This window comes from Halomonas sp. DQ26W (assembly GCF_003339685.1).
In the GTDB taxonomy this organism is placed as follows: domain Bacteria; phylum Pseudomonadota; class Gammaproteobacteria; order Pseudomonadales; family Halomonadaceae; genus Halomonas.
Genome location: NZ_QPKI01000018.1, coordinates 56,008 through 77,410 on the forward strand (window position 1 = coordinate 56,008; position 21,403 = coordinate 77,410).

General features: G+C 61.4%; 21 protein-coding genes and 1 tRNA gene. 13 read left to right on the forward strand and 9 right to left on the reverse strand.

Features of this window, described 5'->3' with window-relative positions; translation table 11 throughout:
• The first annotated feature begins 12 nt into the window (after positions 1-12).
• From DU490_RS10910 to DU490_RS10930, 5 genes are all read left to right on the forward strand, one after another.
• Positions 13-576: a cob(I)yrinic acid a,c-diamide adenosyltransferase gene (locus tag DU490_RS10910; protein WP_114574317.1), complete on the forward strand. Its 564-nt coding sequence runs from the start codon at positions 13-15 to the stop codon at positions 574-576.
• A gap of 252 nt (positions 577-828) precedes the next feature.
• Positions 829-1,047, forward strand: coding sequence for an IS66 family insertion sequence element accessory protein TnpA (gene tnpA / locus DU490_RS17650; protein WP_114574318.1), 219 nt, complete (start codon positions 829-831; stop codon positions 1,045-1,047).
• Positions 1,048-1,150: 103 nt separating this feature from the next.
• Complete coding sequence (gene tnpB / locus DU490_RS10920) at positions 1,151-1,501, forward strand: IS66 family insertion sequence element accessory protein TnpB (RefSeq protein WP_114574319.1); 351 nt, start codon at positions 1,151-1,153, stop codon at positions 1,499-1,501.
• A 45-nt stretch (positions 1,502-1,546) separates the two neighbouring features.
• Positions 1,547-2,662 (forward strand): IS66 family transposase, encoded by a 1,116-nt coding sequence (tnpC, locus tag DU490_RS10925; protein ID WP_220270487.1) that lies wholly within the window; start codon positions 1,547-1,549, stop codon positions 2,660-2,662.
• Between the two features lie 66 nt (positions 2,663-2,728).
• On the forward strand, positions 2,729-2,992 hold the full coding sequence (locus tag DU490_RS10930) for a transposase (RefSeq protein ID WP_114574320.1): 264 nt from the start codon (positions 2,729-2,731) through the stop codon (positions 2,990-2,992).
• Here DU490_RS10930 and DU490_RS10935 read toward each other — a convergent pair.
• A complete protein-coding gene (locus DU490_RS10935; protein WP_114574321.1) occupies positions 2,904-3,782 on the reverse strand; it encodes a phage integrase central domain-containing protein in 879 nt (292 codons plus the stop codon). The two genes, DU490_RS10930 and DU490_RS10935, sit on opposite strands and share 89 nt — an antisense overlap.
• A gap of 152 nt (positions 3,783-3,934) precedes the next feature.
• Positions 3,935-4,011: transfer RNA gene (locus DU490_RS10940), tRNA-Ile, on the reverse strand.
• Between the two features lie 145 nt (positions 4,012-4,156).
• Here DU490_RS10940 and DU490_RS10945 point away from each other — a divergent pair.
• Positions 4,157-4,777 carry a hypothetical protein gene (locus DU490_RS10945; protein WP_258801628.1) on the forward strand — a complete coding sequence of 207 codons (621 nt, stop codon included), beginning with the start codon at positions 4,157-4,159 and terminating at the stop codon, positions 4,775-4,777.
• A gap of 36 nt (positions 4,778-4,813) precedes the next feature.
• Here the strand turns inward: DU490_RS10945 and DU490_RS10950 are convergent, their stop codons facing one another.
• Positions 4,814-6,613, reverse strand: coding sequence for an ABC transporter ATP-binding protein (locus tag DU490_RS10950; protein ID WP_114574322.1), 1,800 nt, complete (start codon positions 6,611-6,613; stop codon positions 4,814-4,816).
• A gap of 137 nt (positions 6,614-6,750) precedes the next feature.
• Between DU490_RS10950 and DU490_RS10955 the strand changes: the two genes are divergently transcribed.
• The 3 genes from DU490_RS10955 to DU490_RS10965 all read left to right on the forward strand — a co-directional run bounded on the left by DU490_RS10955 (position 6,751) and on the right by DU490_RS10965 (position 9,558).
• A complete protein-coding gene (locus DU490_RS10955; protein ID WP_114574323.1) occupies positions 6,751-7,626 on the forward strand; it encodes an AEC family transporter in 876 nt (291 codons plus the stop codon).
• 160 nt (positions 7,627-7,786) lie between these two features.
• On the forward strand, positions 7,787-8,314 hold the full coding sequence (locus DU490_RS10960) for a gamma carbonic anhydrase family protein (protein ID WP_114574324.1): 528 nt from the start codon (positions 7,787-7,789) through the stop codon (positions 8,312-8,314).
• Between the two features lie 101 nt (positions 8,315-8,415).
• Positions 8,416-9,558, forward strand: coding sequence for a PQQ-dependent sugar dehydrogenase (locus DU490_RS10965; protein ID WP_114574325.1), 1,143 nt, complete (start codon positions 8,416-8,418; stop codon positions 9,556-9,558).
• Between the two features lie 215 nt (positions 9,559-9,773).
• Here the strand turns inward: DU490_RS10965 and DU490_RS10970 are convergent, their stop codons facing one another.
• From DU490_RS10970 to DU490_RS10985, 4 genes are all read right to left on the reverse strand, one after another.
• Complete coding sequence (locus DU490_RS10970; RefSeq protein ID WP_114574326.1) at positions 9,774-10,625, reverse strand: ABC transporter permease; 852 nt, start codon at positions 10,623-10,625, stop codon at positions 9,774-9,776.
• A 4-nt stretch (positions 10,626-10,629) separates the two neighbouring features.
• Positions 10,630-11,883 carry an ABC transporter permease gene (locus DU490_RS10975; RefSeq protein WP_114574327.1) on the reverse strand — a complete coding sequence of 418 codons (1,254 nt, stop codon included), beginning with the start codon at positions 11,881-11,883 and terminating at the stop codon, positions 10,630-10,632.
• Between the two features lie 90 nt (positions 11,884-11,973).
• Positions 11,974-13,092 carry an extracellular solute-binding protein gene (locus DU490_RS10980; RefSeq protein WP_114574328.1) on the reverse strand — a complete coding sequence of 373 codons (1,119 nt, stop codon included), beginning with the start codon at positions 13,090-13,092 and terminating at the stop codon, positions 11,974-11,976.
• A 121-nt stretch (positions 13,093-13,213) separates the two neighbouring features.
• The gene (locus DU490_RS10985) at positions 13,214-14,347 is read right to left on the reverse strand and encodes an ABC transporter ATP-binding protein (RefSeq protein ID WP_114574329.1); all 1,134 of its coding nucleotides are present in this window, start codon (positions 14,345-14,347) and stop codon (positions 13,214-13,216) included.
• A gap of 254 nt (positions 14,348-14,601) precedes the next feature.
• On the opposite strand from DU490_RS10985, the gene DU490_RS10990 reads away from it, so the two are divergent.
• The 4 genes from DU490_RS10990 (at position 14,602) to DU490_RS11005 (ending at position 18,856) form a co-directional block, all read left to right on the forward strand.
• On the forward strand, positions 14,602-15,858 hold the full coding sequence (locus DU490_RS10990) for an FAD-binding oxidoreductase (protein ID WP_181870022.1): 1,257 nt from the start codon (positions 14,602-14,604) through the stop codon (positions 15,856-15,858).
• A 219-nt stretch (positions 15,859-16,077) separates the two neighbouring features.
• The gene (locus DU490_RS10995) at positions 16,078-16,503 is read left to right on the forward strand and encodes a universal stress protein (RefSeq protein WP_114574331.1); all 426 of its coding nucleotides are present in this window, start codon (positions 16,078-16,080) and stop codon (positions 16,501-16,503) included.
• Positions 16,504-16,559: 56 nt separating this feature from the next.
• Positions 16,560-18,227, forward strand: coding sequence for a BCCT family transporter (locus DU490_RS11000; protein WP_114574332.1), 1,668 nt, complete (start codon positions 16,560-16,562; stop codon positions 18,225-18,227).
• 344 nt (positions 18,228-18,571) lie between these two features.
• Positions 18,572-18,856, forward strand: coding sequence for a hypothetical protein (locus tag DU490_RS11005; RefSeq protein WP_114574333.1), 285 nt, complete (start codon positions 18,572-18,574; stop codon positions 18,854-18,856).
• 4 nt (positions 18,857-18,860) lie between these two features.
• Here the strand turns inward: DU490_RS11005 and istB are convergent, their stop codons facing one another.
• Both istB and istA read right to left on the reverse strand, forming a co-directional pair.
• Positions 18,861-19,616, reverse strand: a complete 756-nt coding sequence (gene istB / locus DU490_RS11010) for an IS21-like element helper ATPase IstB (RefSeq protein WP_114574334.1) — start codon at positions 19,614-19,616, stop codon at positions 18,861-18,863.
• Between the two features lie 16 nt (positions 19,617-19,632).
• On the reverse strand, positions 19,633-21,171 hold the full coding sequence (gene istA, locus DU490_RS11015; protein WP_114574335.1) for an IS21 family transposase: 1,539 nt from the start codon (positions 21,169-21,171) through the stop codon (positions 19,633-19,635).
• Positions 21,172-21,403 lie beyond the last annotated feature (232 nt).

Genomic DNA, 21,403 nt, shown 5'->3' on the forward strand with positions numbered 1-21,403 from the left:
GGAGGAAACGGGATGGTAAAGCTTACAAAAATTTATACCCGCACCGGCGACAAGGGACAAACTGGCCTAGGCGATGGCAGCCGGATCGCAAAACATGATTTGCGGGTAGCAGCTTACGGCACGGTGGACGAAGCCAACGCCGCCATCGGCTTGACCCAGTGCTATGCCGAGGGCGACATGAAACTCCTGCTAGCCAGGATCCAGAACGATTTGTTTGATGTCGGTGCTGATCTGTGCACGCCCGATCAAGATGCCCCGCCCTTTCCCCCCTTGCGTGTCACCTCGTCACAAGTGGAAATTCTCGAGAAGAGTATTGACGAGTTCAATGCAGAACTGGAGAGCTTGCGCTCGTTTATCCTCCCTGGCGGCACCCTGCTATCAGCTCACTTACATATGGCCCGTACCATAGCCCGAAGGGCAGAACGGCTGATCAGCGAGCTGGTGGAAGGCGCGCCGACTCATCTCGAGACTTTGCGCTACATGAATCGCCTCTCCGACCTGTTATTCGTCGCAGCCCGTAAGGCCAATGCCAATGGCACCCAGGACGTGCTCTGGGTACCGGGGGCCAACCGATAGGGTTGCGCTATCATTTCTACAATAATAGGCACCGATACAGCCGGAATCCTGACTGATGGCCTGAGAGCGTTTCTCACGGCACCGTTCCCCTAAATCTAAATGCTGAACGGTTATGGTGAAATTACCCCCCTATACCAAGAGCAGCCACTGAACTATTTTTCCAATGTAACCGGCCATTCGGGCGCGTCATTTCTTGAAGTGGCCTGAGCCCCTACGCTGATCCCGTCACTCACCGACGGAGAACCAGTTCCTATGCCGACAAGACGCCATCCACGCTACCCGGCCGAGCAGTGGCAGGCCTGGATCGAGGAACAAGACGGTAGCGGTCTGTCGCAGCGTGTGTTCTGTGAACAGAAGGGCCTATCCAAGAGCTCGTTCCAGCTCTGGAAGCGGCGGCTGAAGCGCGTGGGGCAACGGCTCCGGCTTCATCTCGGCCTATCGATGCCGAGGCTTGCGTCTTCGCGCCGGTGATAGCGCCCGATCCTGATGAGTCGCCAGAGAATAACGCACGAGGCTGGGAGATCGAGCTCGACCTGGGCGATGGGGTCTGCCTGCGCTTCCGGCAAGATGGCCGATGAGGCCGCCCGTCCAGCTCTGGCTGTGCACCCAGCCCACCGATATGCGGCGCTCCTATGATGGTCTGGCGGCCATGGTGCGACGTCAGCTGGGGCAGAACCCGCTGAGTGGACACGGCTTCCTCTTCATCAATCGACGGCGTACCCAGCTCAAGTGTCTGTACTTCCAGGCTGGCGGCTACTGCGTGTGGAGCAAACGCCTGGAGCGGGGCCGGTTTGCGGCGTTTTCACCGACGGCGGGCCAGGCCATTGCCCTCAGCCATGCCGAGTTCGAGGCCTTGATCGAAGGGCTGGATCTGGTGGTCACGAAACGCCGCCAACGTTGGCATCCCAAGGTGTCAGCGGCCTGACGTCATGGTAAAATAACAGCCTGATTCATTGGGAATTATCACCTCGTGACCGCACTTTCTCTGGAGCAGAAATACCAGCAATCCCTGGCCGACGTCGCGGCACTCAGGGAAGAGAATGCATCGCTCCAGCGGCAACTCGACTGGTTCAAGCGGCAGCTGTTCGGCCGCAAGTCAGAACGGCTGCTGGCGATTGACCCGGCCGTGCAGCAGAGCCTGCAACAGGCCGGTATCCAGCTCAGCCGAACCACGCTGACCCAGCAGGTCGCGCGGGCCGCGGCGCTGCTGTCGCCGATCCACCTGGCTCAGCTGGAGCATGTGCTGAACAGCCAGGTGCTGGCTATGGACGAGACGCCGATCAAGGCCGGCCGCAAGGCCAAGGGCAAGATGAAGGAGGCGTGGTTCTGGCCACTGTACGGCGACCACGACGAGATCAGCTTCACCTTCTCCCCGTCGCGGGCCAAGGCGCATATCGACAAGGTGCTGGGTGAGCACTTCGAGGGCGTGCTGCTGACCGACGGCAATGCCTCCTATGCGCGCTATGCCGAGAAGCGGCCGGGAGTGACCCACGCCGAATGCTGGGCCCACACGCGTAGGCACTTCGAGAAGGCGCAAGGCAGCGATGACGCGGTGGAGGAAGCGCTGCTGCGCATCGCCGGAATCTACGAGATCGAAACCTGGATCCGCGAAAAGGGACGGGAAGGGCCCGACAAGCTGAAGGCCCGCACCGAGTACAGCGAACCGCGCGTCCGAGCCTTCTGGCAATGGTGCGACCAGCAACTCCATCGCGACGACCTGGAGCCTCGCCACCCGCTGCGCCAAGCCGTCGAGTACGCGCTGAGGCGGCAACGGAGCCTGGCGGTGTTCCTGTCCGATCCCGACGTGCCGATCGACACCAACCACTTGGAGCGTGGCCTGCGCTGCATTCCCATGGGTAAGAAAAACTGGATGTTCTGTTGGAGCGAGGTCGGCGCCGAGCACGTCGGTATCCTGCAGAGCCTGCTGACCACCTGCCGGCTGCACGGCGTGGAACCCTACACCTACCTGGTCGACGTGCTCCAGCGCGTGGCCATCCATCCTGCGTCCCGGGTCGACGAGCTGACGCCGCGTCGCTGGAAATCGGCGTTCGCGGATGCGCCGCTTCGCTCGGACATCGACCGCTGAATCGACAGCCTGTCGGCGCGCCGCGCAGATTCTATCTCTTCCCCTACTGCCTCAGGACCCTTTCGAATGCGGATTGACGACCTGACCATCGACGAACTGCTGGAACTCAACAAACTCATCTGTCGCCGGATCGAAGAGTTGCAGGCCCGGCAGGAGCTCGGCGTGCTGAGTCGCCTGAATCTAGGGCAGGCTGTGTCCTTCGAGACCCGCGAAGGTCAGATCTTCGGACGCGTGATCAAGATCAACCGCAAGACAGTGGTGGTTCAGTCGGAAGACCAGCGCCAGTGGAAGGTCTCGGTGGCACTGATCCAACCACTACACGATGTGTAGCACCACAGGTAGCAGCGACGCCCTGGAATAACCGCTTACGACGCACGAACAGCAAGGTAGCCAGCTTCAGAGCAGCGATCGTGACAGACTGGCCGCGATAGCCATCGATTGCCCGGAGGAGCCCGGTGAGTTCTTCGGGATCGGTTATGGCCGCGTAATGACTCACTTTTGGCTGGCGCAAGGCGCCTCGCAGGTCAGTCGTTGGGTCGCGCTCAGCTCGTCCCGTGGTGATGGCATACCGAATGACCTGGCCTACAACGGTCTTGATACGAATGGCGGTTTCCCGATGCCCCCGCTTTTCGACCTTACGCAGACACTCCAGCAATTCGAGAGGAGCGATGTCCGCGACGGGTCGGCTGCCCAGGTAAGGATAGACATCACGCTCTAAGCGGCGCTTATTTTTGCTGTAGTGCGTCGGTACGACATTGTGCTTGTGTACTTCTTCCAGCCATTCAGTTGCCACGGCCCGGAAGGTGTTCGCCACACCGGCCTTACCCTCCAGCTTGGCAATGCGCTTGACGGTGCTGGGATCTGAACCTTGAGCTAACAGCTTTTTCGCCTTGTCTCGGGCCTGAGCAAGCGACACCTCGCCGCCTTTCTCGCCGTAGACACCAATGGCCAGACGCTTCTGCTTCCCATGGAAGCGGTATTTCAGCCGCCAATATTTCCCACCGGACGGAGTCACCTCCAGATAGAGACCGCCTCCATCGGCTAAGCGATAGGTCCTGTCGCGGGGTTTGGAGTTGCGAACGGCGGTGGCGGTCAGTTTGTTCGTCTGGCGTTGACTCATGGGGGCAACATGTGATTGTGCTCCCATTGATACCCCCCTTTGACGGGGGCATGTCAAGAATCTTTCTGACATGTTATGAAACGTCGATCATCCAACAAAGCCCATTGTGGCGAGGTTTCTGGCATGCTCTGGGATGTTACGAGAGGGAAATTTGGTGGGCCCAGCTGGACTCGAACCAGCGACCAAGGGATTATGAGTCCCCTGCTCTAACCAACTGAGCTATAGGCCCTTGCTTGCGCCGCCGTATGATAGCGAAAGCAGCTGGATGAGGCCAGCTCCCTGTTTGTTCCTTCTTTTGCGTTGTCGGTGAGGGCACTTCCGGCCGGTTGCCGTGTCTCGATGGGTGGGCATATCGCCCATGGAGAGAGACGCTGATGAAACGGATCCATCGCCTGGGTACGAAGTGGGGTCAAGGGGCTGGGCTGGCGTGCGGCCTGGCCCTGCTGTCGGCGTCACCGTTGCTGGCGGCGTGGGAGCTGGACCCGGCGCAGTCCCGCGTGTCGGCCACGATCGTGCAGATCGGCCCCGATGGCCCGATGCCCCGCCACCATGAGGTACGCCGGCTGGCCGGCAGCACGGACGCCAGTGGCGAGCTGGAGCTGCCGCTGCGCTTGAACCAGAGCGATGTAGTGGAGCGGCTGGGACCGCTGCCACCGTGGCTTTCCGGCCTGACCGAGCGCCCCATGGCGACCCTGACCACCCGCTTCCCGCCCGAGCGGCTCGATGCGCTGGCTGTGGGCGAATCGCTGGTGGAAACTGTGCAGCTTACGGTGAAATCAGGCAGTGCGACCCGCCAGGAACCGCTGGAGGTACGCTTTAGCCGGGTTTCCGCGAATGAGATCCGCATCACCAATGCCGAGCGCGTGGCGCTCGACGGCCAGGCGCTGATGGCCGACCCCACCCTGCGCTCGGTCATGCTGCTGCTCGGTTACGAGCAGATCGGCGATGAGGTGCCGGTGAGCCTGGATGCCATGCTGGTTCGTCCCCAGGGCTAGGGCAACACTGTACTGATGCCCCCGGCCGGGGCCCGCTCAGGAGAGCGCCATGGCGTCCTGGGCGGCCCCGGTCTGGACCTTCCACTGGGCGGCATAGCGGCCGCCACGCTCGATCAGTGCACCGTGGGTGCCCTGCTCGACCACACTGCCGCCATCGATCACCACGATCTCGTCGGCATGGACGATGGTAGAGAGCCGGTGGGCGATCATGATCACCGTGCGGCCATGGCCGATCTTGAGCAGCGAGCGCTGGATGGCCGCCTCGGTTTCGTTGTCCACCGCGCTGGTGGCTTCGTCCAGCACCAGGATGGGCGGGTCCTTGAGCAGCGCACGGGCCAGCGACAAGCGCTGACGCTGGCCGCCGGAGAGGCGAATGCCGCGTTCACCCACCGCGGTGTCGAGCCCCTGGGGCAGCGCCTGGATGAACTCCCAGGCCTCGGCGGTGCGGGCCGCCTCGATCACTTCCGCCTTGTCAGCATCGGGCTTGCCATAGGCGATGTTGTCGCGGATCGAGCCTTCGAAGAGGTACACGTCCTGGCTAACCAGGCCAATGGACTGGCGCAGCGAGTTGAGGCTGACTTCGCCGATCGGCTGGCCATCGATACAGACCCGGCCGGCCTCGGGGTCGTAGAAGCGCAGCAGCAGCTTGATCAGCGTCGACTTGCCGGAACCCGTGGCACCGACCAGCGCCAGGGTGTTGCCGGCAGGTACGCGAAGGCTGACGCCATCGACGCCTACACCGCTTGAGGCATAGTGAAAACTCACCGCCTCGAAGCTCACCTCGCCGCGCACCGGTGCCGCCAGCGGCTTGCCCTCGTTGTCCTTCACGGTGATGGGCACCGCCAGCAGGTCGAGGATGCGCCGGGTGCTGGCCATGGCGCGCTCGAATAGGTCGATCACCTCGGCCAGGCCGGTCAGTGGCCACAGCAGGCGCTGGGTGAGAAACACCAGCACGCCGTAGGCGCCCACGTTCAGATCGCCACGCAGCGCCAGCATGCCGCCCACGGTGAAGGTGGCCAGGAAGCCGGCCAGGATCGCCATGCGGATCACCGGAATAAACGCCGAGCTGACGCGGATCGCACGCCGGTTGGCCTCCACATAGGCCTCGCTGGTGGCACGCAGCCGCGCCGCCTCGCGGTCCTCGCTGGTAAAGCTCTTGATGGTGGCGATGCCGGAGAGGTTGTTGGAGAGCCGGCTGGCCAGATCGCCCACCTTCTCGCGCACGTCGGCATAGAGCGGCCCGGCCTTGCGCTGGAAGAAGAAGGCGCCCCAGATGATCATCGGGATCGGCGTGAAGGCCAGCAGTGCGATCAGCGGCGAGATGACGAAGAACACCGCCCCCACCGCGACCACGGTGACGCCAACCTGGATCAGCGAGTTGGCACCGCCGTCGAGGAAGCGCTCCAGTTGGTTGACGTCGTCGTTCATGGTCGCCACCAGCTGGCCGGAACTTCTCGACTCGAAGAAGGCCATGTCGAGGCGCTGGGCGTGCTCGTAGGTATCAAGGCGCATGTCGGCCTGCAGCCGCTGGGCAAGGTTGCGCCACAGGATCTTGTAGAGATATTCGAAGATCGATTCGCCGGCCCAGATGAAGAAGGTCAGCACGGCCAGCATCAGGATTTGCTCCTGGGGCGTGGTGAAACCGAGCCGTGCGACGAAGCTGCGTTCCTGGTTGACCACCACGTCGATGGCCACCCCGATGAGGATCTCGGGGGCGATATCGAAGATCTTGTTGATGATCGAGCAGGTCGTGGCGGCAATGATCCGGCGACGATAGCCTCGCGCATAGCGCAGCAGGCGTACCAGGGCCTGGAAGCTGTTGGCTGAAGACGACATGAGACACCATCCGACAGTAAGGTTGGCCAGAGTGTAGCGCGTTTAGCGGCCTAACGGTTTGCGTGGCACGACCGATCCCTCGACAATAGTCACGACAATAGCCACATCCGCGAACAGTCACCCAACAGGAAACCTGCATGGTCGCCGAACTCTTTGCCGTCATGGCACCCGTCCTGGCCGGTGCCGGGCTCGGCTTCACTTGGATTCGATTGGGCCACCCCTACCCCGTAGAGTTCGTCACACGTCTGGTCTTCAATATCGGCACGCCCGCGCTGGTGCTGGCCTCGCTTTCCGGGGCGGACATCGATGCCGGTAGCTTTGGACTCACCATGCTGGCCACTGCCATGGTGATCATCATAATGGCGGGGGTTGCCTTCGTGCTGGCCAAGCTACTGCGTCGCGACTGGCGGGTCCTGCTGGCACCCACCATGTACCCCAACACCGGCAACATGGGGCTTCCGGTAGTGCTCTACGCCTTCGGCAGCACCGGCTTCGTGTTTGGTATCACCGTAATGGTGACGGTCTCGCTGTTCCAGTTCACCATCGGTGCCATGATGGCCAGTCGTGGCAATCCGCTGCGCACCCTGGCCAAGACGCCTACCGTCTACGCCATTCTGATCGCCCTGGTCCTTCTGCTGACCGACACCGAACTGCCGCTGTGGCTGGACAACAGCGTCGACCTGATCTCCGGCTTCACCGTACCGCTGATGCTGATCACCCTGGGGGTCTCCCTGGCCAGCATCCAGGTCAAGGGATTGACCTCGGGAATCGGCTTCAGCCTGCTGCGCATCCCCATCGCCGCGCTGGTCGCTTGGGGCATCGGCATTCTGGTCGGCCTGCCCCCCTTGGCCCAGAGCATTCTCATCCTGCAAATGAGCATGCCGGTGGCCGTATTCAACTATCTCTTTGCCCTGCGTGCCGGCCGCGGCGCTGCCTACACGGCCAGCCTGGTGTTCTGCTCCACGCTGCTGTCGCTGATCTACCTGCCGATTCTGCTGGCGATCTTGATGTAGCCAGGCTGCATGCCACAATCGATAGCGCCGAGGCGCAAGGTATGGCCGTGGTGGACTTGCCCAAGGCGTATTGACGCCTACTCTCCCGCTTCCTAACGTAGAAGGTGGTGCCCTCTTTGCACCCAGTGTCTTTATCATTACCACCTGACAGAGTTCCACCATGGCTACCTATGCACTCGACGACCTGGCTCCGACCCATGACGACTCCGTCTTTATCGCTCGTGAAGCCGCGGTCATCGGCGACGCCCGACTGGCCCGAGACGTCAGCATCTGGCCCGGCGCCGTATTGCGTGGTGACAACGAGCCGATCGTCGTCGGCGCGGGCAGCAATATTCAGGAAAACTGCGTCCTGCATACCGATCCCGGCTTCCCCATGGAGATTGGCGAAGGGGTCACCGTGGGCCACCTCGTCATGCTTCACGGCTGCACCATCGGCAGCGGCACCCTGGTCGGCATGCACTCCACGGTGCTCAATGGCGCCAGGATTGGTGACAATTGCCTGATCGGTGCTGGTTCCGTCATCACGTCCAACAAGGAATTTCCCGACAACTCACTGATCCTCGGCTCGCCCGCCAAGGTCGTGCGTACGCTGAGCGAGCAGGAAGTGGCCGATCTCGCTGTGAGCAGCACGTACTACGTCGAACGCAAGAACCGCTACCTTACCGAGCTGAAGCAGCTGACCCCGTGATCGCCACTGGCAGGATAGGGGGAACATCGAGTACTTCGAGGGGGCATTAATGAAGGGTATGGGAGGCCAACCACAGCGGATAATGACGAAGGGAGAACGGCATGGACAAGCCTGGCAAGGCACTACCGACAACCCTCTTGACACTCGGCATGCTGATCGCACCTAACACCAGTGCCGAGATCATCGATGATCGCATCAGTACCGAACACCTGGACCTGCGCCTGGAACGGCTCGCTTCTGGCCTGGAAAACCCCTGGGCCCTGGCCAGGCTGCCTGATGGCCGCTTTCTGGTCAGCGAACGGTCCGGGTACCTGACGCTGGTCAAGCAAGACGGCACCACCACCCGGGTGAATGGCGTGCCACAAGTCCATTCCCGTGGCCAGGGAGGTCTGCTGGATCTCGCCCTGCACCCCTCCTGGGGGAGCGGGGAGTACGATTGGATCTATTTCAGCTGGAGCAAGCCAGACAGCGGTAACACCGCCACGGCCCTGAGTCGCGCCAGGCTGGAAGGCGAAAGCCTGGTCGAGGTCGAGGAACTGTTCGTGCAGGATCGTTACTCCAGCCCGGGGCGCCACTACGGTTCACGGCTCGCCTGGCTACCCGACGGCACCCTATTGATGAGTATCGGTGATCGTGGCACCACTCCGGAACGAGCCCAGGACAAGGGCGACCACGCCGGTAGCGTGCTGCGCCTGACCGATACCGGTGGGGTACCCGATGACAACCCCTTCGTCGATGATGACGATGTCCTCGACGAGATCTATACCACAGGCAACCGCAATATCCAGGGCATGATCGTGACCGCCGACGGCGACATCTGGGCCAGTGAGCATGGACCACGGGGCGGCGACGAAATCAATTTCATCGAGGCTGGTGAAAACTACGGCTGGCCAGAAGTGAGCCAGGGGCGGGACTACGGCACTGGCGAGCCCATCGGCGCGGACTCCCTGCCGGGCATGCGCGATCCGGCCCATGTCTTCGAGGGCACCCTGGCGCCATCTGGCCTGGCCCAGGTCACCGCCGACGTCTTTCCCGACTGGCAAGGCGACCTGCTGGCTGGCGGACTGCGCAGCGAACGGCTCGTGCGCCTGACGCCGGAGGGAAGCGATATCGTTGCCATCGAGACCATACTCGATGGCCACATCGGGCGTATCCGCGATGTCCGTCAGGGCGAGGACGGCACTCTCTACCTACTCAACGACGATCCGCAGGGCAGCCTCTACCGGCTGGTGCCAGCCGATTGATTCCTTCGGCAGGCGCCGGGGATGGGGGAATCGTGCTGGAAAAGCGCCTGCGCGAGTCAAAGAAACTAGCGGAACTCGGCGTACTGGCCGCGGATTCCGGGAATGAGGCCGAAAACCGTCACAATGAAGCGGAAAGGCCGGTCGCGAGGGGCCAGAACAGGCGGTCACTATGGCGCGGAATACGCACCTGTCGGGTACCCTTCGGCCAGAGCGACCTAGTCTGGCGTGAGGCCGCGCAGCCGCTCGCCACGACGCCGCAGCAACTCCAGGGTCGTGAGCATCAGCATCGACAGCAGCACCAGCATGGTGGCCACAGCCAGGATGGTGGGGCTGATCTGCTCGCGAATGCCCGACCACATTTGGATCGGCATGGTGCGCTGTTCGGGGCCAGCTATGAAGAGCACCACCACTACCTCATCGAAAGAGGTAATAAAAGCGAACAGGGCCCCCGAAACCACACCTGGGGTGACCAGCGGCAACACCACCTTGAAGAAGGTCCGGGTCGAATTGGCACCCAAGCTATGGGCGGCACGGATCAGAGTGGTATCGAAGCTCGAGAGAGTCGCAGTCACGGTAATCACTACGAAGGGGATACCGAGCGCCGTGTGAGCAAGGATCACACCCAGGTAAGTCTGGGCCAAGTTGACCTTGGAAAAGAAGAAGAACATGGCCGCCGCGGAAATGATCAGCGGCACGATCATCGGCGAAATGAGCAGTGCCATGATCGCCCCCCGTGCCGGCATGTTGCGGCTCGATAGGCCCAGTGCCGCGATGGTGCCCAGCACGGTCGCCAGAATCGTCGAGGCGATACCGATGATGAAGCTGTTCTTGATCGCATTGAGCCAGGCTCGAGATGTAAAGAAGTCCTGGTACCAGCGTAACGAGAAGCCCTCCGGATCCAGGGCCAGCATCTTCTGCGAAAAGGTAAAGTAGGGCTGAGCATTGAAGGAGAGCGGGATGATGATCAGCAGCGGTCCCACCAGGAACAGGAAGATCAGTGCACAGATGCCGAGAAAGACATAGTGCCAGATACGCTCGCCACGTGTGGCATAAGCAGGTATGGCCATCGGATTACCCCAGCTTGACCTTGTCGACGCCAATCAGGCGGTTGAACACGAGATAGAAGATGATCACCACGAATAGCAGGATCGAGGCGATTGCCGCGGCCAGTCCCCAGTTGAGCGAGGTCTGCATGTGGTAGGCAATATAGTTGGTGATGAATCGACCCGACTGCCCGCCAACCAGCGCCGGTGTGATGTAGTAACCGATGGAGAGAATAAAAACCAGAATACCGCCCGCCGCGATGCCGGGTATGGTCAACGGAAAGTAGATCCGCCGGAAACAGAGGAACGGACGACCACCGAGCGAGCGAGCCGCCCTCATGTAGCTGGGTGGTATGGTCTTCATGACCGAATAGAGCGGCAAGATCATGAACGGCAGCAATATATGGGTCATGGCAACGATGGTGCCGGTCTTGTTATGTATCATCTGCCATCGTGCCTCATCGGCAATGACGCCAACCGCTACCATTACATCGTTGAGCACGCCCTGGGACTGCAGAATGGCGATCCAGGTGGTAGTTCGCACCAGCAGCGACGTCCAGAACGGTAACAGCACCAGAATCATCAACAAGTTAGAATGGCGCAACGGCAGGTTGGACAGCAGGAACGCGATGGGGTAGCCAAGCAACAAGGTCAGGCCGGTGATCACAGCGCTCATCCAGAAGGTGCGCCAGAACAGGTTGACATGAATGCGCTGATTTTCCGGTGCGCGAACGATTTCGCCATCCGGTGTGAGCCGGCGGTCCAGCGCCATCAGGTAGTAGGAAATCGTCAGTGGCGTGGCTTCACGCTCGATCAGCTTCCAAGTATCCAGATCACCCCATCGGGCATGAGCGTCAATCAGGGCCTCCTTGTAGGGCGGCTCCATGGTTCGCAGACCCCGCGCCGTTCTGGTGATCGCCGAGCGCATGCCCGATTGCTCGTAATTGAGCCGGCTCGACAACAGCCCCAGATTACGCGCCTCCTGTCCCTCCAGCAGGTCCGCAGCCAGGGCGGCAAAAACCGGCTCATCGGGAAGCGACTGGCGATCCCAGCCCTCCAACGCTTCGACGGTCCGCGTCAGGCCGGCCGAGACTTCAGGGTTGTCCACACTGCGCCACAGCATGTCGAAGATCGGCATGACGAATGCGATGACCAGAAACAGCAACAGGGGCGATACCAGCAGAAACGCCTTGATCTTCGACCGACGCACGGCACGCCGCAGGCTGACCTTGAGCGGCACCCCATCGGCGGTAGTCAAGGGGGAAGAGGGAGATTCAGACACGCAGGCCTCTCCAGTAAGCGGCAGAACGATTCAGAAGAATTCGACTGAAATGCAGCCGCCACCCGAATGGCATCGGGTAGCGGCAAGGTCTTACTGGGCCAGCCAGGCGTCGAAACGCTGACTCAGCTCATCGCTGTAGTCCGCCCAGAACTCGTCATCCTTCTGAATGGCAGTGGCAAAGTTGGGGCCATAGGTGGGCATATGCGGCATCATGTCGATACCGGCTTCGGCATGGGTCGAAACCATATCAGACGAGGACATGCGTGCCGGGCCGTAGGAGATGTAGCGTGCCTGATCGGCAAGCCGCTGGGTGTCGGTGGCGAAGTAGAGATAGTCGCGCACCTTGTCCATCTTGCCGGTCGGCACCACCCAGCCATCCAGTTCGAATACCTGGGCGTCCCAGATGATCTCGAACGGCTGGTCTTCGCTGACCATGGCGTCGAAGATACGGCCATTGTAGGCAGAGGCGAATGCCACTTCCTGATCAGCCAGCAGTTGCGGAGGCTGGGCACCCTCTTCCCACCAGATCACGTTGTCCTTGATGGTATCGAGCTTGGCAAAGGCTCGTTGAATGCCCTCTTCAGTCTCGAGCATGTCGTAGACGTCGTCGCGATCAACGCCGTCGGCAATCAGTGCCCACTCCAGGTTGTTGATGGGGCGACGCATCAGCGCGCGTTGGCCGGGATAGTTCTCCAGATCGAAGACATCTTTGATAGTGCTCGGCTGATTGTCCTCCGGGAACATGTCGCTATTGAACGCCACGATGTTCGAGTAGACGATCGACGCCACGAAACACTCACCAAGGGCGCCATCGACGAAGTCCTCACTAGGCGGCGTACCGTCAGGGGCATCGGCGAGCAGCTCATCATGATCCAACGGCTCGATCAGACCCTCGGCGCAGGCGATCATGGCATCCGCCGGCAGCATGTCGACCAGGTCCCAGGTAACGTTGCCGGCCTGGCTCTGTGCCCGAAGGCCGGCCAGGGCATTGGCGCTACGATCGATGTTGACGATCTCGTCGCCGGTCTTCTCCATCCAGGGTTCGTGATAGGCCTTCTGCTGACTCATGCTGTAGGCACCACCCCAGGAGACGATGTTGAGCGTTTGCTCTGCCTGGGCCACGCTTGCCAGACCGACGACGGAGGCGCCTGCCACCGCTAGTGCCAAGGTGCGGCGAACCGCTCGCTTGTGATTTCCCTGTAGTATCATGTCACTTCTCCACTTGTTGTTGTTGCTAACCTTCTATTGCACTGCCAGCCTATATCAGGCTGCTTTACCACTATCCGTTACCCGTCCCACCATTGCCTATTTAACCCATTGCCCGATCAACTCAGGCATCCAATGCCCGGCAATCCTTGCTCGACCAGCCGACCTTGATGGTCTGACCGGGCCTAAGGGAAGGATGACCTTTGGCGTTCGGGGTCTTGAGGATGAACTCATCGTTACCACATACGGTTAGCCGGGTACGCAGATGATCGCCAAGATAGATCACTTCCTTGACCTCCCCCTCGAAACAGTTGTCGAAGGGTGGAGAGTCGTCCAGCAAGATAGTGACCCGCTCTGGCCGCAGTGAAAGGGTCGTTCTCGCTCCGACACCGCCCGCTGCCACCGCCTTGGCCAGCACGATCTCACCACTGTCGAGCCGAACCTGGCAGTCGTCACCGATATGCTCGACGACTTCACCCTGGAGGCGGTTGTTCTCGCCGATAAAATAGGCCACGAAGGCGTTCTCGGGCTCTTCGTAAAGTGTTTCGGGCGTTGCCAACTGCTGGACGATGCCATCGTTGAAAACGGCAATCCGGTCCGACATGGTCAAGGCTTCGGTCTGGTCGTGGGTCACGTAGATCATGGTCACGCCCAGGCTGGCGTGAATACGCTTGATCTCGTACTGCATTTCTTCACGAAGGTTCTTGTCCAGCGCACCCAGGGGTTCATCCATCAGCACCAGCTCGGGCTCGAAGACCAGCGCACGTGCCAGTGCGACACGCTGCTGCTGCCCGCCGGAGAGCTGGGCCGGGCGGCGATCGCCGAATTCTTCCAGGCGTACCATTGCCAATGCATGATCGACCTTTTTCCTGGTTTCGGCCTTGGAGAGATGCCGCACCTCCAGAGGAAAGGCGAGGTTTTCGGCAACGGTCATGTGGGGAAAGAGAGCATAGTTCTGAAAAACCATGCCGATTCCCCGCTTGTGAGGCGGCAAGCCGCTGATTGGCTCACCCTTGAGGAGAATTTCGCCATGAGTCGGGGTCTCGAAACCCGCCATCATCATCAGGCAAGTCGTCTTTCCCGAGCCAGATGGTCCCAGAAGTGTGACAAATTCACCTTGCTGAATGTCCAGGTTGAACCCCTTGACCACCAGCTCGACGCCGTCATAGCTCTTCTGAACATTCAAAAAACGAGCAAAGCACTCACCCGTGTCTATCGTTTCCCTGGCATCTGCTTCTACTTCGAGACTATCGTTCATGCATGGTTCCCGCTAATAGCCAGCAACCGGCGGATCGCTTGGTGTCGAAGACTTCCGCTAGCCACCTGGCCAAGTGGTCTTGTTCTCATTGGAATGGGACGACACTAGTCCGATAACGACAGGTGCCGCAACCCCTTAGAGTTCAATCAGCGTTGAAGGCATTGTGGACATTTGTGAGCAAAATCAGCTAGTGGCGCGTCAGGGCAAATGTGGCCTACAGTACCTTCCCGATTGAGCAGGGCCAGGAGTTAAAAGTGCACGTTCAACCACAGCATGCCGATGTCGCGATCATTGGTGCGGGCATTGTCGGCCTGTCGACTGCCTGGGCACTGATCGAAGAGGGCCGCGAAGTGGTACTGATCGATCCGGGGCCTCCCGGTGGCGAAGCTTCTTCCGGCAATGCTGCGACACTGGCTAACTATGCGGTTGAACCGCTTGCGCGACCCTCACTACTCCCAACCCTGCCATCCTTGCTCTTCTCACCGGCCTCCCCCTTTCACCTGCGCTGGCGACACTTGCCTCGCCTGACGCCATGGCTGCTACGCTTCGTGGGCGCCGCCAGGCGCTCCCGAACAGAGCATGCCACCCGCACGCTATGTCATCTGCTGGCACCTTCACTCGATGACTGGCTGGCCCTGCATTCATCGATACAGACCGACAGCGAGGCAGCCGCTCTACATCAGCGGGGAGCACTATATTTTTTCCGCCGAACCCGCAACTGGCAGTTGGCACGCAGCGACTTCGAGGCACGACAGCGGCTAGGCGTGGCACAGCTGTACCTGAATGCACAGGAAACCGCCGCCCTGGAGCCCGCCCTGGATGGCATCGCCCAGGGTGCCATTCTGTTTCCTGAAGCCTGCCATTTTGGTGACCCTTTGCGGCTGGCCAATGGCCTGGCCAAGCAACTCGAACGCCGTGGCGCCACCTTCATTCCAGCCCGGGCCGTCTCGCTCGAGCGTCACGCCCACGGGGTCAGCATCCTAACCGACGCCGGCGATTGGCATGCCGAGCAGGTAGTCGTCGCCGCCGGTGCGTGGTCACAGCCATTGGCCAGGTCGGCCGGAGACCGCATCCCGCTGGAAGTCGAGCGTGGTTATCATCTTGAGTTTTCCGGTGCCGAGACTCTGCTCAGCCGCCCCTGCTGTCCGGCCGAGAATGCCTTCTACATGACACCGCTTGAGGGAAGACTGCGCATTGCCGGCACCGTGGAATTGGGCCATCCCGCCGATCCAGCCAACCACGCCCGCCTCGCCTACCTGCGCCGACACGCCGAAGCCATGTTTGGCCCCTTGGGTGCAGCAAGCCACGAATGGCTGGGGCTAAGACCATCACTTCCGGACTCCTTACCGGTGATCGGCCCGGCTGCGATACCGAACGTCACTTATGCCTTTGGCCATGGCCACCTGGGGCTCACCCTGGCCCCCACCACCGGCCGCCTGGTCGCGGCCAGCCTGGCCGGCAAGGCGCCCCACTGGCTGCGGCACTGCCATGCCAGTCGCTTTGCCCGGTAGCCCCTTTTCGAAGGGATGAAGAACAGGTGTTTCAACCGGTTCGAAAACCACTCTCCCGATCTGTACAATACTTGTCCACGATCAGGCCAATGTCTTGGGGGCGTCGCAGGAGCGCCTTTTGCAACAAGACTGGTATCGTTGGCTAAAGCCGCCACACTCTCAATTGCAGTCAGCTGTATCGAGACTCACTCGATCGTCCGGACTAATAGGAGAAACGGCATGTACAAGAAGATCATGGTGCCAATCGACTTGGCACACCTCGAAGTACTTGAACCCTCCTTGCAAGCGGTCGCCGACCTGGCCCGCCATTACGATGCCGAGGTGTGCTACGTTGGAGTCACATCCTCCGCACCAGGCAGCGTCGCGAGAACACCGGAGGAGTTCACTCTCAAGCTGGAGGCGTTCGCCCAGGAGCGATCCAGGGTGCATGGCCAACCGGTCTGCACCCATACCATTGTCAGCCCCGATCCGATCGCCGGTCTCGATGATGACCTGATAAAGGCCATAGAGGATGTCGGAGCCGACCTGGTGGTCATGCCCACCCATCCGCCCAAGCACCTGGACGTCATCATGCCTTCCCATGGCGGCAAGGTGGCTACCCACACCAAGGCATCGGTTTTTCTCGTCAGGCCGAAGAATTCCTGACGATTTTCACAACTCATACATAAACCCGACGACACCAATTGCAAGGGAGATGTCTAGTGGCTAACCAAAACAGAGACGAAAACGACAAGGAGCCCAACGCCGGCTCCGAGGGTATACCGGCCCCGGAGGGGCCAGCAAACCTTATCGATACCGATTACGTCATCGGACAGGACAACATCACACCCTCGCCGCTGGGCGTTAACCTGGACCTGCATGGCAAGGTCTTCACCATCTCGTCCATCGTGATCCTGTTCTTCGTGATTATCACCCTGGCCCTGCAGGATCAGATCACGCCGATCTTCAACGTCGCCTTCAGCTTCTTGACCAGCAACTTGGCCTGGTTCTTTCTGCTTTCAGCGAACGTCTTCGTGCTGCTCTCCATCGTGCTGATCTTCACCCCTCTGGGCAAGGTGCGCATCGGTGGACAAGACGCTACGCCCGACTTCAGCTATGCCGGCTGGTTCGCCATGCTGTTTGCTGCCGGCATGGGAATAGGGCTGATGTTCTACGGGGTCTCAGAGCCCTTGACCCACTTCGGGACTGCCTTGGGCGGCACTTCCATGGAGAATGGGGCGCGTACCGACTGGGCACCACTGGGCGCCGCCGCTGGTGACGAGCAGGCCGCGATCACTCTGGGCATGGCCGCCACTATCTTCCACTGGGGCTTGCACCCCTGGGGCATCTACGCCGTCGTGGCGCTGGCACTGGCCATCTTCTCTTACAACAAGGGCCTGCCGCTAACCATGCGCTCGATCTTCTACCCCATTCTCGGCGAGCGCGTCTGGGGCTGGCCGGGCCATGTGATCGACATACTGGCGGTATTCGCCACCCTGTTCGGTCTGGCCACCTCGCTGGGTATCGGTGCCTCACAGGCCACGGCGGGCCTTGGTTACCTGTTCGGCATCCCGGATAACAATGTCACCATGGTGCTGCTGATCTCTGGCATCACAGTCGTGGCCATGGGCTCGATCTTTCTGGGCGTCGAGAAGGGCGTACAGCGCCTGTCCCAGTTCAACATGAGCTTGGCCTTCCTGCTGCTGGCCTTCGTTATCATAGTCGGGCCGACGCTGATGATCGCCACAGGCTTCTTCGAGAGCCTGCTTGCCTATTTTGTCCATCTGCCGGCGCTATCCAATCCCTTCGGTCGTGAAGACGCCAACTTCAGCCAGGGCTGGACTGCCTTCTACTGGGCCTGGTGGATCTCCTGGTCGCCCTTTGTCGGCATGTTCATCGCTCGCGTCAGCCGTGGGCGCAGCGTGCGCGAGTTCCTGATCGCCGTACTGCTGATACCATCGACTGTCTCGGTACTCTGGATGACCGCCTTTGGGGGCACTGCAATCGATCAGGTGATCAACCAGGGCTTTGAAGGGGTTCAGGAAGCGGCTCTTGAGCTGCAGTTGTTCGTGATGCTCGACCAGTTGCCTCTGGCCCAGATCACCTCCTTCGTGGGGATCTTGCTGGTGGTGGTATTCTTCATCACCTCGTCCGACTCCGGCTCGCTGGTGATCGACTCCATCACCGCCGGCGGCAAGGTCGACGCGCCGAAGCCCCAGCGCCTATTCTGGGCGATCATCGAAGGCGCCATCGCCATCGCCCTGCTGCTGGGTGGCGGACTGGCGGCCCTGCAGACAGCTGTGATCACCACCGGCCTGCCCTTTACGCTGGTGCTGCTGATCGCCTGCTACGCCATCATCAAGGGCTTGATGAGTGAACCTCGCGGCTGAGCCGAGCGCTAACCTGACGTGCCTTGGCCTGCAGCACAGTGGCCTTGAGTACTGAGCAAGCAAGGTTGAGAAATCGTCAACGAGCCAGCAAGGCGGCCCTCGGGCCGCCTTTGGCGTGCTGGTTCCCCGCTCGCCATCATTCAGCTCGCCGGACCCTGATATGATGACCCGCCTCGAGAGACGCCCCGAGCGACACCTTACGATGCAGGTTTGGGTGCATCAGTGGAATGTGATCAGTCAAGCTCAACGCAATAAGGCCTTCAGCCACTGGTAACCCGTGAACGTATCGGGCATATTTCAGTAAGCCCGCACTACAATTACGATAAAGGAGCCGTTCCACGCCCATGATGGCACCCGAAGACGCCTTTCGTCTGCTCGCCGATGGCTTGGGCAAAGCCGGCACTCCACAGGCATTCGAGCATCTGGTCGAACGCATAGCGTCGATTTTCGATGGGGATCATGTCCTGATCGGCAAGCTGATGCCCAATAATGAAACGATACTCACCGTTGCCTTCTGGTCACGGGGAAGCCTGCAACCTGTGCGTATTCCGGCGAACGTGACCGCTCATTCCGGCGATCGTGACCGATTTGCTCACCGGTCTCTCGCTGGCTCTGGTTTTGTAAGCTGACCGGTCACGATGGGTCAACTTCTGTTTGTAGCGGCGCGGTCTTTTTCCGCATCGATTCTCCTTTGAGTGTCAGGCGGTGGGCGCTGTGCAGCAGCCGGTCCAGGATGGCGTCGGCCACCGTCGCCGCGCCGATGTAGTCATGCCAGTGCTCGATGGGCAGCTGGCTGGCGATCAGTGTCGAGCCCCGGCCGTGCCGGTCCTCGATCACCTCCATCAGGTCTTGGCGCTGCGGTGCGGTCATCTTCTGCATCCCCCAGTCGTCAAGGATCAGCAGGTCGGTCTTCTGTAGCTGGCCCATCAGCCGGGCGTAAGAGCCGTCTCCCTGGGCAATGCGCAGCTGCTCGAACAAGCGCGGCACCCGCAGGTAGCGCACCGAATAGCCCTGCCGGCAGGCCTGGTTGCCCAGCGCACAGGCCAGCCAGGTCTTGCCGCACCCGGTGGGACCGGTGATACATAGGTTGAGCGCTTGTCCGATCCATTCGCCGGTCGCCAGCGGTGCCATGCGGCCCCGCTCCAGGCCGCGTGGATGGCGGTAGTCGATGTCCTCGACGCAGGCCGTCACCCGCAGCTTGGCAGCCTTCAGCAGCCGGTCGAGGCGGCGGTTGTCGCGGTGCAGGACCTCGCGGTCGAGCAGCATGCCCAGGCGGTCCTCGAACGGCAGGTCGTAGGTATCCGGCTGGGTGAGCTGGTGAGCCAGGGCGTCATGCATGCCGGTCAGCTTCAGATGGCGCAGGGTGTCGAGCAGGGGCTGGGTCATCATGGGGCGTCTCCTCCCGTCAGTGGTAGTACTCGGCACCGCGCACGTTGGTGTGGGGCGGCAGGTCGTCAGGCGTATCGGGCAGTCGCACCTGCGGCTGCCGATCCAGCCCCTGCTTGAGGATCGAGGCCACGCTGGCGTAGCGGGTGGTGGGGATTGCCAGGGCATGCGCACAGGCCTGCTCCAGGCGGTCCTTGCCGTAGCGGCGGCTGAGCTGCAGCAGCCCCAGGCAGGCGCGGTAGCCATGCTCAGGATGAGGGCGGTCCTGCAGCTGCCGTTGGGTCATTTCCAGCGTGGCGACGCCGATGCCTTTCGCCCATTCCAGGAAGCGACTCGGCGACCAGTCACGGTGGGCCTGGTGTCGCTTGGGCATGTGCTCGGCCAGTGTCGAAAAGCGCCCCTGCGCGTGGCGCGGATGTGCCGCCACGCGGTGTCCCTTGTGGAACACCTCGACCATGGCGTGGGTCAGGCGCACCTCCAGCACCTGGCCGACCAGGCTGTGGGGGACGCTGTACAGGCGCTTGTCGATGTCGAGGTGGTAGTCGATGCCGGGCCTGGCCTTGCGCCACTCGGCGAACTCGTAGGGTGTCTCCGGCAGGGGGCGGAGTACTGGTCGGTCGATGGCCTCGAACAGGTCGCGTCGGCTCTCCTCGCGGCCCTGGAAGGGCCGGCGGTTGAGGTCGTCGAGCAGTTCGGCGATGGCCTGGTTCAGCATGACCAGGGTGAAGAAGGTGTGGTGGCGCAGGCGCGCCAGGATCCAGCGCTCCACCAGCAGCACGGCAGCTTCTGCCTTGGCCTTGTCCTTGGGCTTGTAGGGCCGCGCCGGCAGCACCGCGACCTGGTAGTGCTGCGCCATCTCGGCATAGGTGGTGTTGAGCTGGCTCTCGTAGCGGCAGGCCCGCGTGACGGCGCTCTTCAGGTTATCCGGGATAAGCAGTTCGGGGACCCCGCCCAGGAACTGGAAGGCACGCTGGTGGGAGCCGATCCAGTCGGGCAGCGCCTGGCTCCAGGTCGCCTCTGCGTAGGTGTAGCTGGACGCTCCTAACACGGCCACGAACACCTGAGCGTTACGCACCTCGCCGGTGGCCTGGTTGATGATGGGTACGGTGGGGCCGCAGTAGTCGATGAACAGCTTCTCGCCGGCGCGGTGGACCTGACGCATGCTGCGCCGCTGACGGCCACGCCAGGCCCGGTAGTGATGGCAGAACTGGCTGTAGCGGTGCGCCTTGTCGCCATGGGCCTCCACGTACTCGGCCCAGAGCAGCTGCAGAGTCACGCCCTTGCGCTTGAGCGCCTGGTGGACCTGGAAGTAGTCCGGTGCTGAGAAGCGCACCGGCGGCGTCTTGGCCGGGAACAGTCGCGCCTCCAGCGCCGTCTCGTCGGTGCCGTCCGGCAGCGGCCACGTGACGCCGGCGACCTGCGCCAGGCTTACGTACTTGCTGACAACGCCCTTGGAGAGGCCACAGGCCCGCGCAATCTTCTCGTGGCTGAGCCCGGCGTCGTACTTGAGGCGCAACACCTCGGTGATGGTTCGCATAGGAATCCTCGGTGCTGGCATCGTCCCCTCCCGGGCCAAAGGCAAAAGGAGGGGTATGCCGTAGAAGTCCGAATTATTCCAGCGAGTTAGGTGCGATTCCGGGATCGTGACCGATGATTCCGGCAACGTGACCGTGGATTCCGGGGAAGACGCCGAAATCGGTCACGATGAAACGGAATGGGCGGTCACGATGGCCCGGAACAGGCGGTCACGATAGAACGGAACGGTCGGTCACGATGACCCGGAATACGCA

Excerpts from the sequence above, each read along its gene's own strand:
- DU490_RS10910 (WP_114574317.1), top strand. The coding sequence starts at position 13 with ATGGTAAAGCTTACAAAAATTTATACCCGCACCGGCGACAAGGGACAA.
- tnpA (WP_114574318.1), top strand. The coding sequence starts at position 829 with ATGCCGACAAGACGCCATCCACGCTACCCGGCCGAGCAGTGGCAGGCC.
- tnpB (WP_114574319.1), top strand. The coding sequence starts at position 1,151 with ATGAGGCCGCCCGTCCAGCTCTGGCTGTGCACCCAGCCCACCGATATG.
- DU490_RS10930 (WP_114574320.1), top strand. The coding sequence starts at position 2,729 with ATGCGGATTGACGACCTGACCATCGACGAACTGCTGGAACTCAACAAA.
- DU490_RS10935 (WP_114574321.1), bottom strand. The coding sequence starts at position 3,782 with ATGAGTCAACGCCAGACGAACAAACTGACCGCCACCGCCGTTCGCAAC.
- DU490_RS10945 (WP_258801628.1), top strand. The coding sequence starts at position 4,157 with ATGAAACGGATCCATCGCCTGGGTACGAAGTGGGGTCAAGGGGCTGGG.
- DU490_RS10950 (WP_114574322.1), bottom strand. The coding sequence starts at position 6,613 with ATGTCGTCTTCAGCCAACAGCTTCCAGGCCCTGGTACGCCTGCTGCGC.
- DU490_RS10955 (WP_114574323.1), top strand. The coding sequence starts at position 6,751 with ATGGTCGCCGAACTCTTTGCCGTCATGGCACCCGTCCTGGCCGGTGCC.
- DU490_RS10960 (WP_114574324.1), top strand. The coding sequence starts at position 7,787 with ATGGCTACCTATGCACTCGACGACCTGGCTCCGACCCATGACGACTCC.
- DU490_RS10965 (WP_114574325.1), top strand. The coding sequence starts at position 8,416 with ATGGACAAGCCTGGCAAGGCACTACCGACAACCCTCTTGACACTCGGC.
- DU490_RS10970 (WP_114574326.1), bottom strand. The coding sequence starts at position 10,625 with ATGGCCATACCTGCTTATGCCACACGTGGCGAGCGTATCTGGCACTAT.
- DU490_RS10980 (WP_114574328.1), bottom strand. The coding sequence starts at position 13,092 with ATGATACTACAGGGAAATCACAAGCGAGCGGTTCGCCGCACCTTGGCA.
- DU490_RS10985 (WP_114574329.1), bottom strand. The coding sequence starts at position 14,347 with ATGAACGATAGTCTCGAAGTAGAAGCAGATGCCAGGGAAACGATAGAC.
- DU490_RS10995 (WP_114574331.1), top strand. The coding sequence starts at position 16,078 with ATGTACAAGAAGATCATGGTGCCAATCGACTTGGCACACCTCGAAGTA.
- DU490_RS11005 (WP_114574333.1), top strand. The coding sequence starts at position 18,572 with ATGATGGCACCCGAAGACGCCTTTCGTCTGCTCGCCGATGGCTTGGGC.
- istB (WP_114574334.1), bottom strand. The coding sequence starts at position 19,616 with ATGATGACCCAGCCCCTGCTCGACACCCTGCGCCATCTGAAGCTGACC.
- istA (WP_114574335.1), bottom strand. The coding sequence starts at position 21,171 with ATGCCAGCACCGAGGATTCCTATGCGAACCATCACCGAGGTGTTGCGC.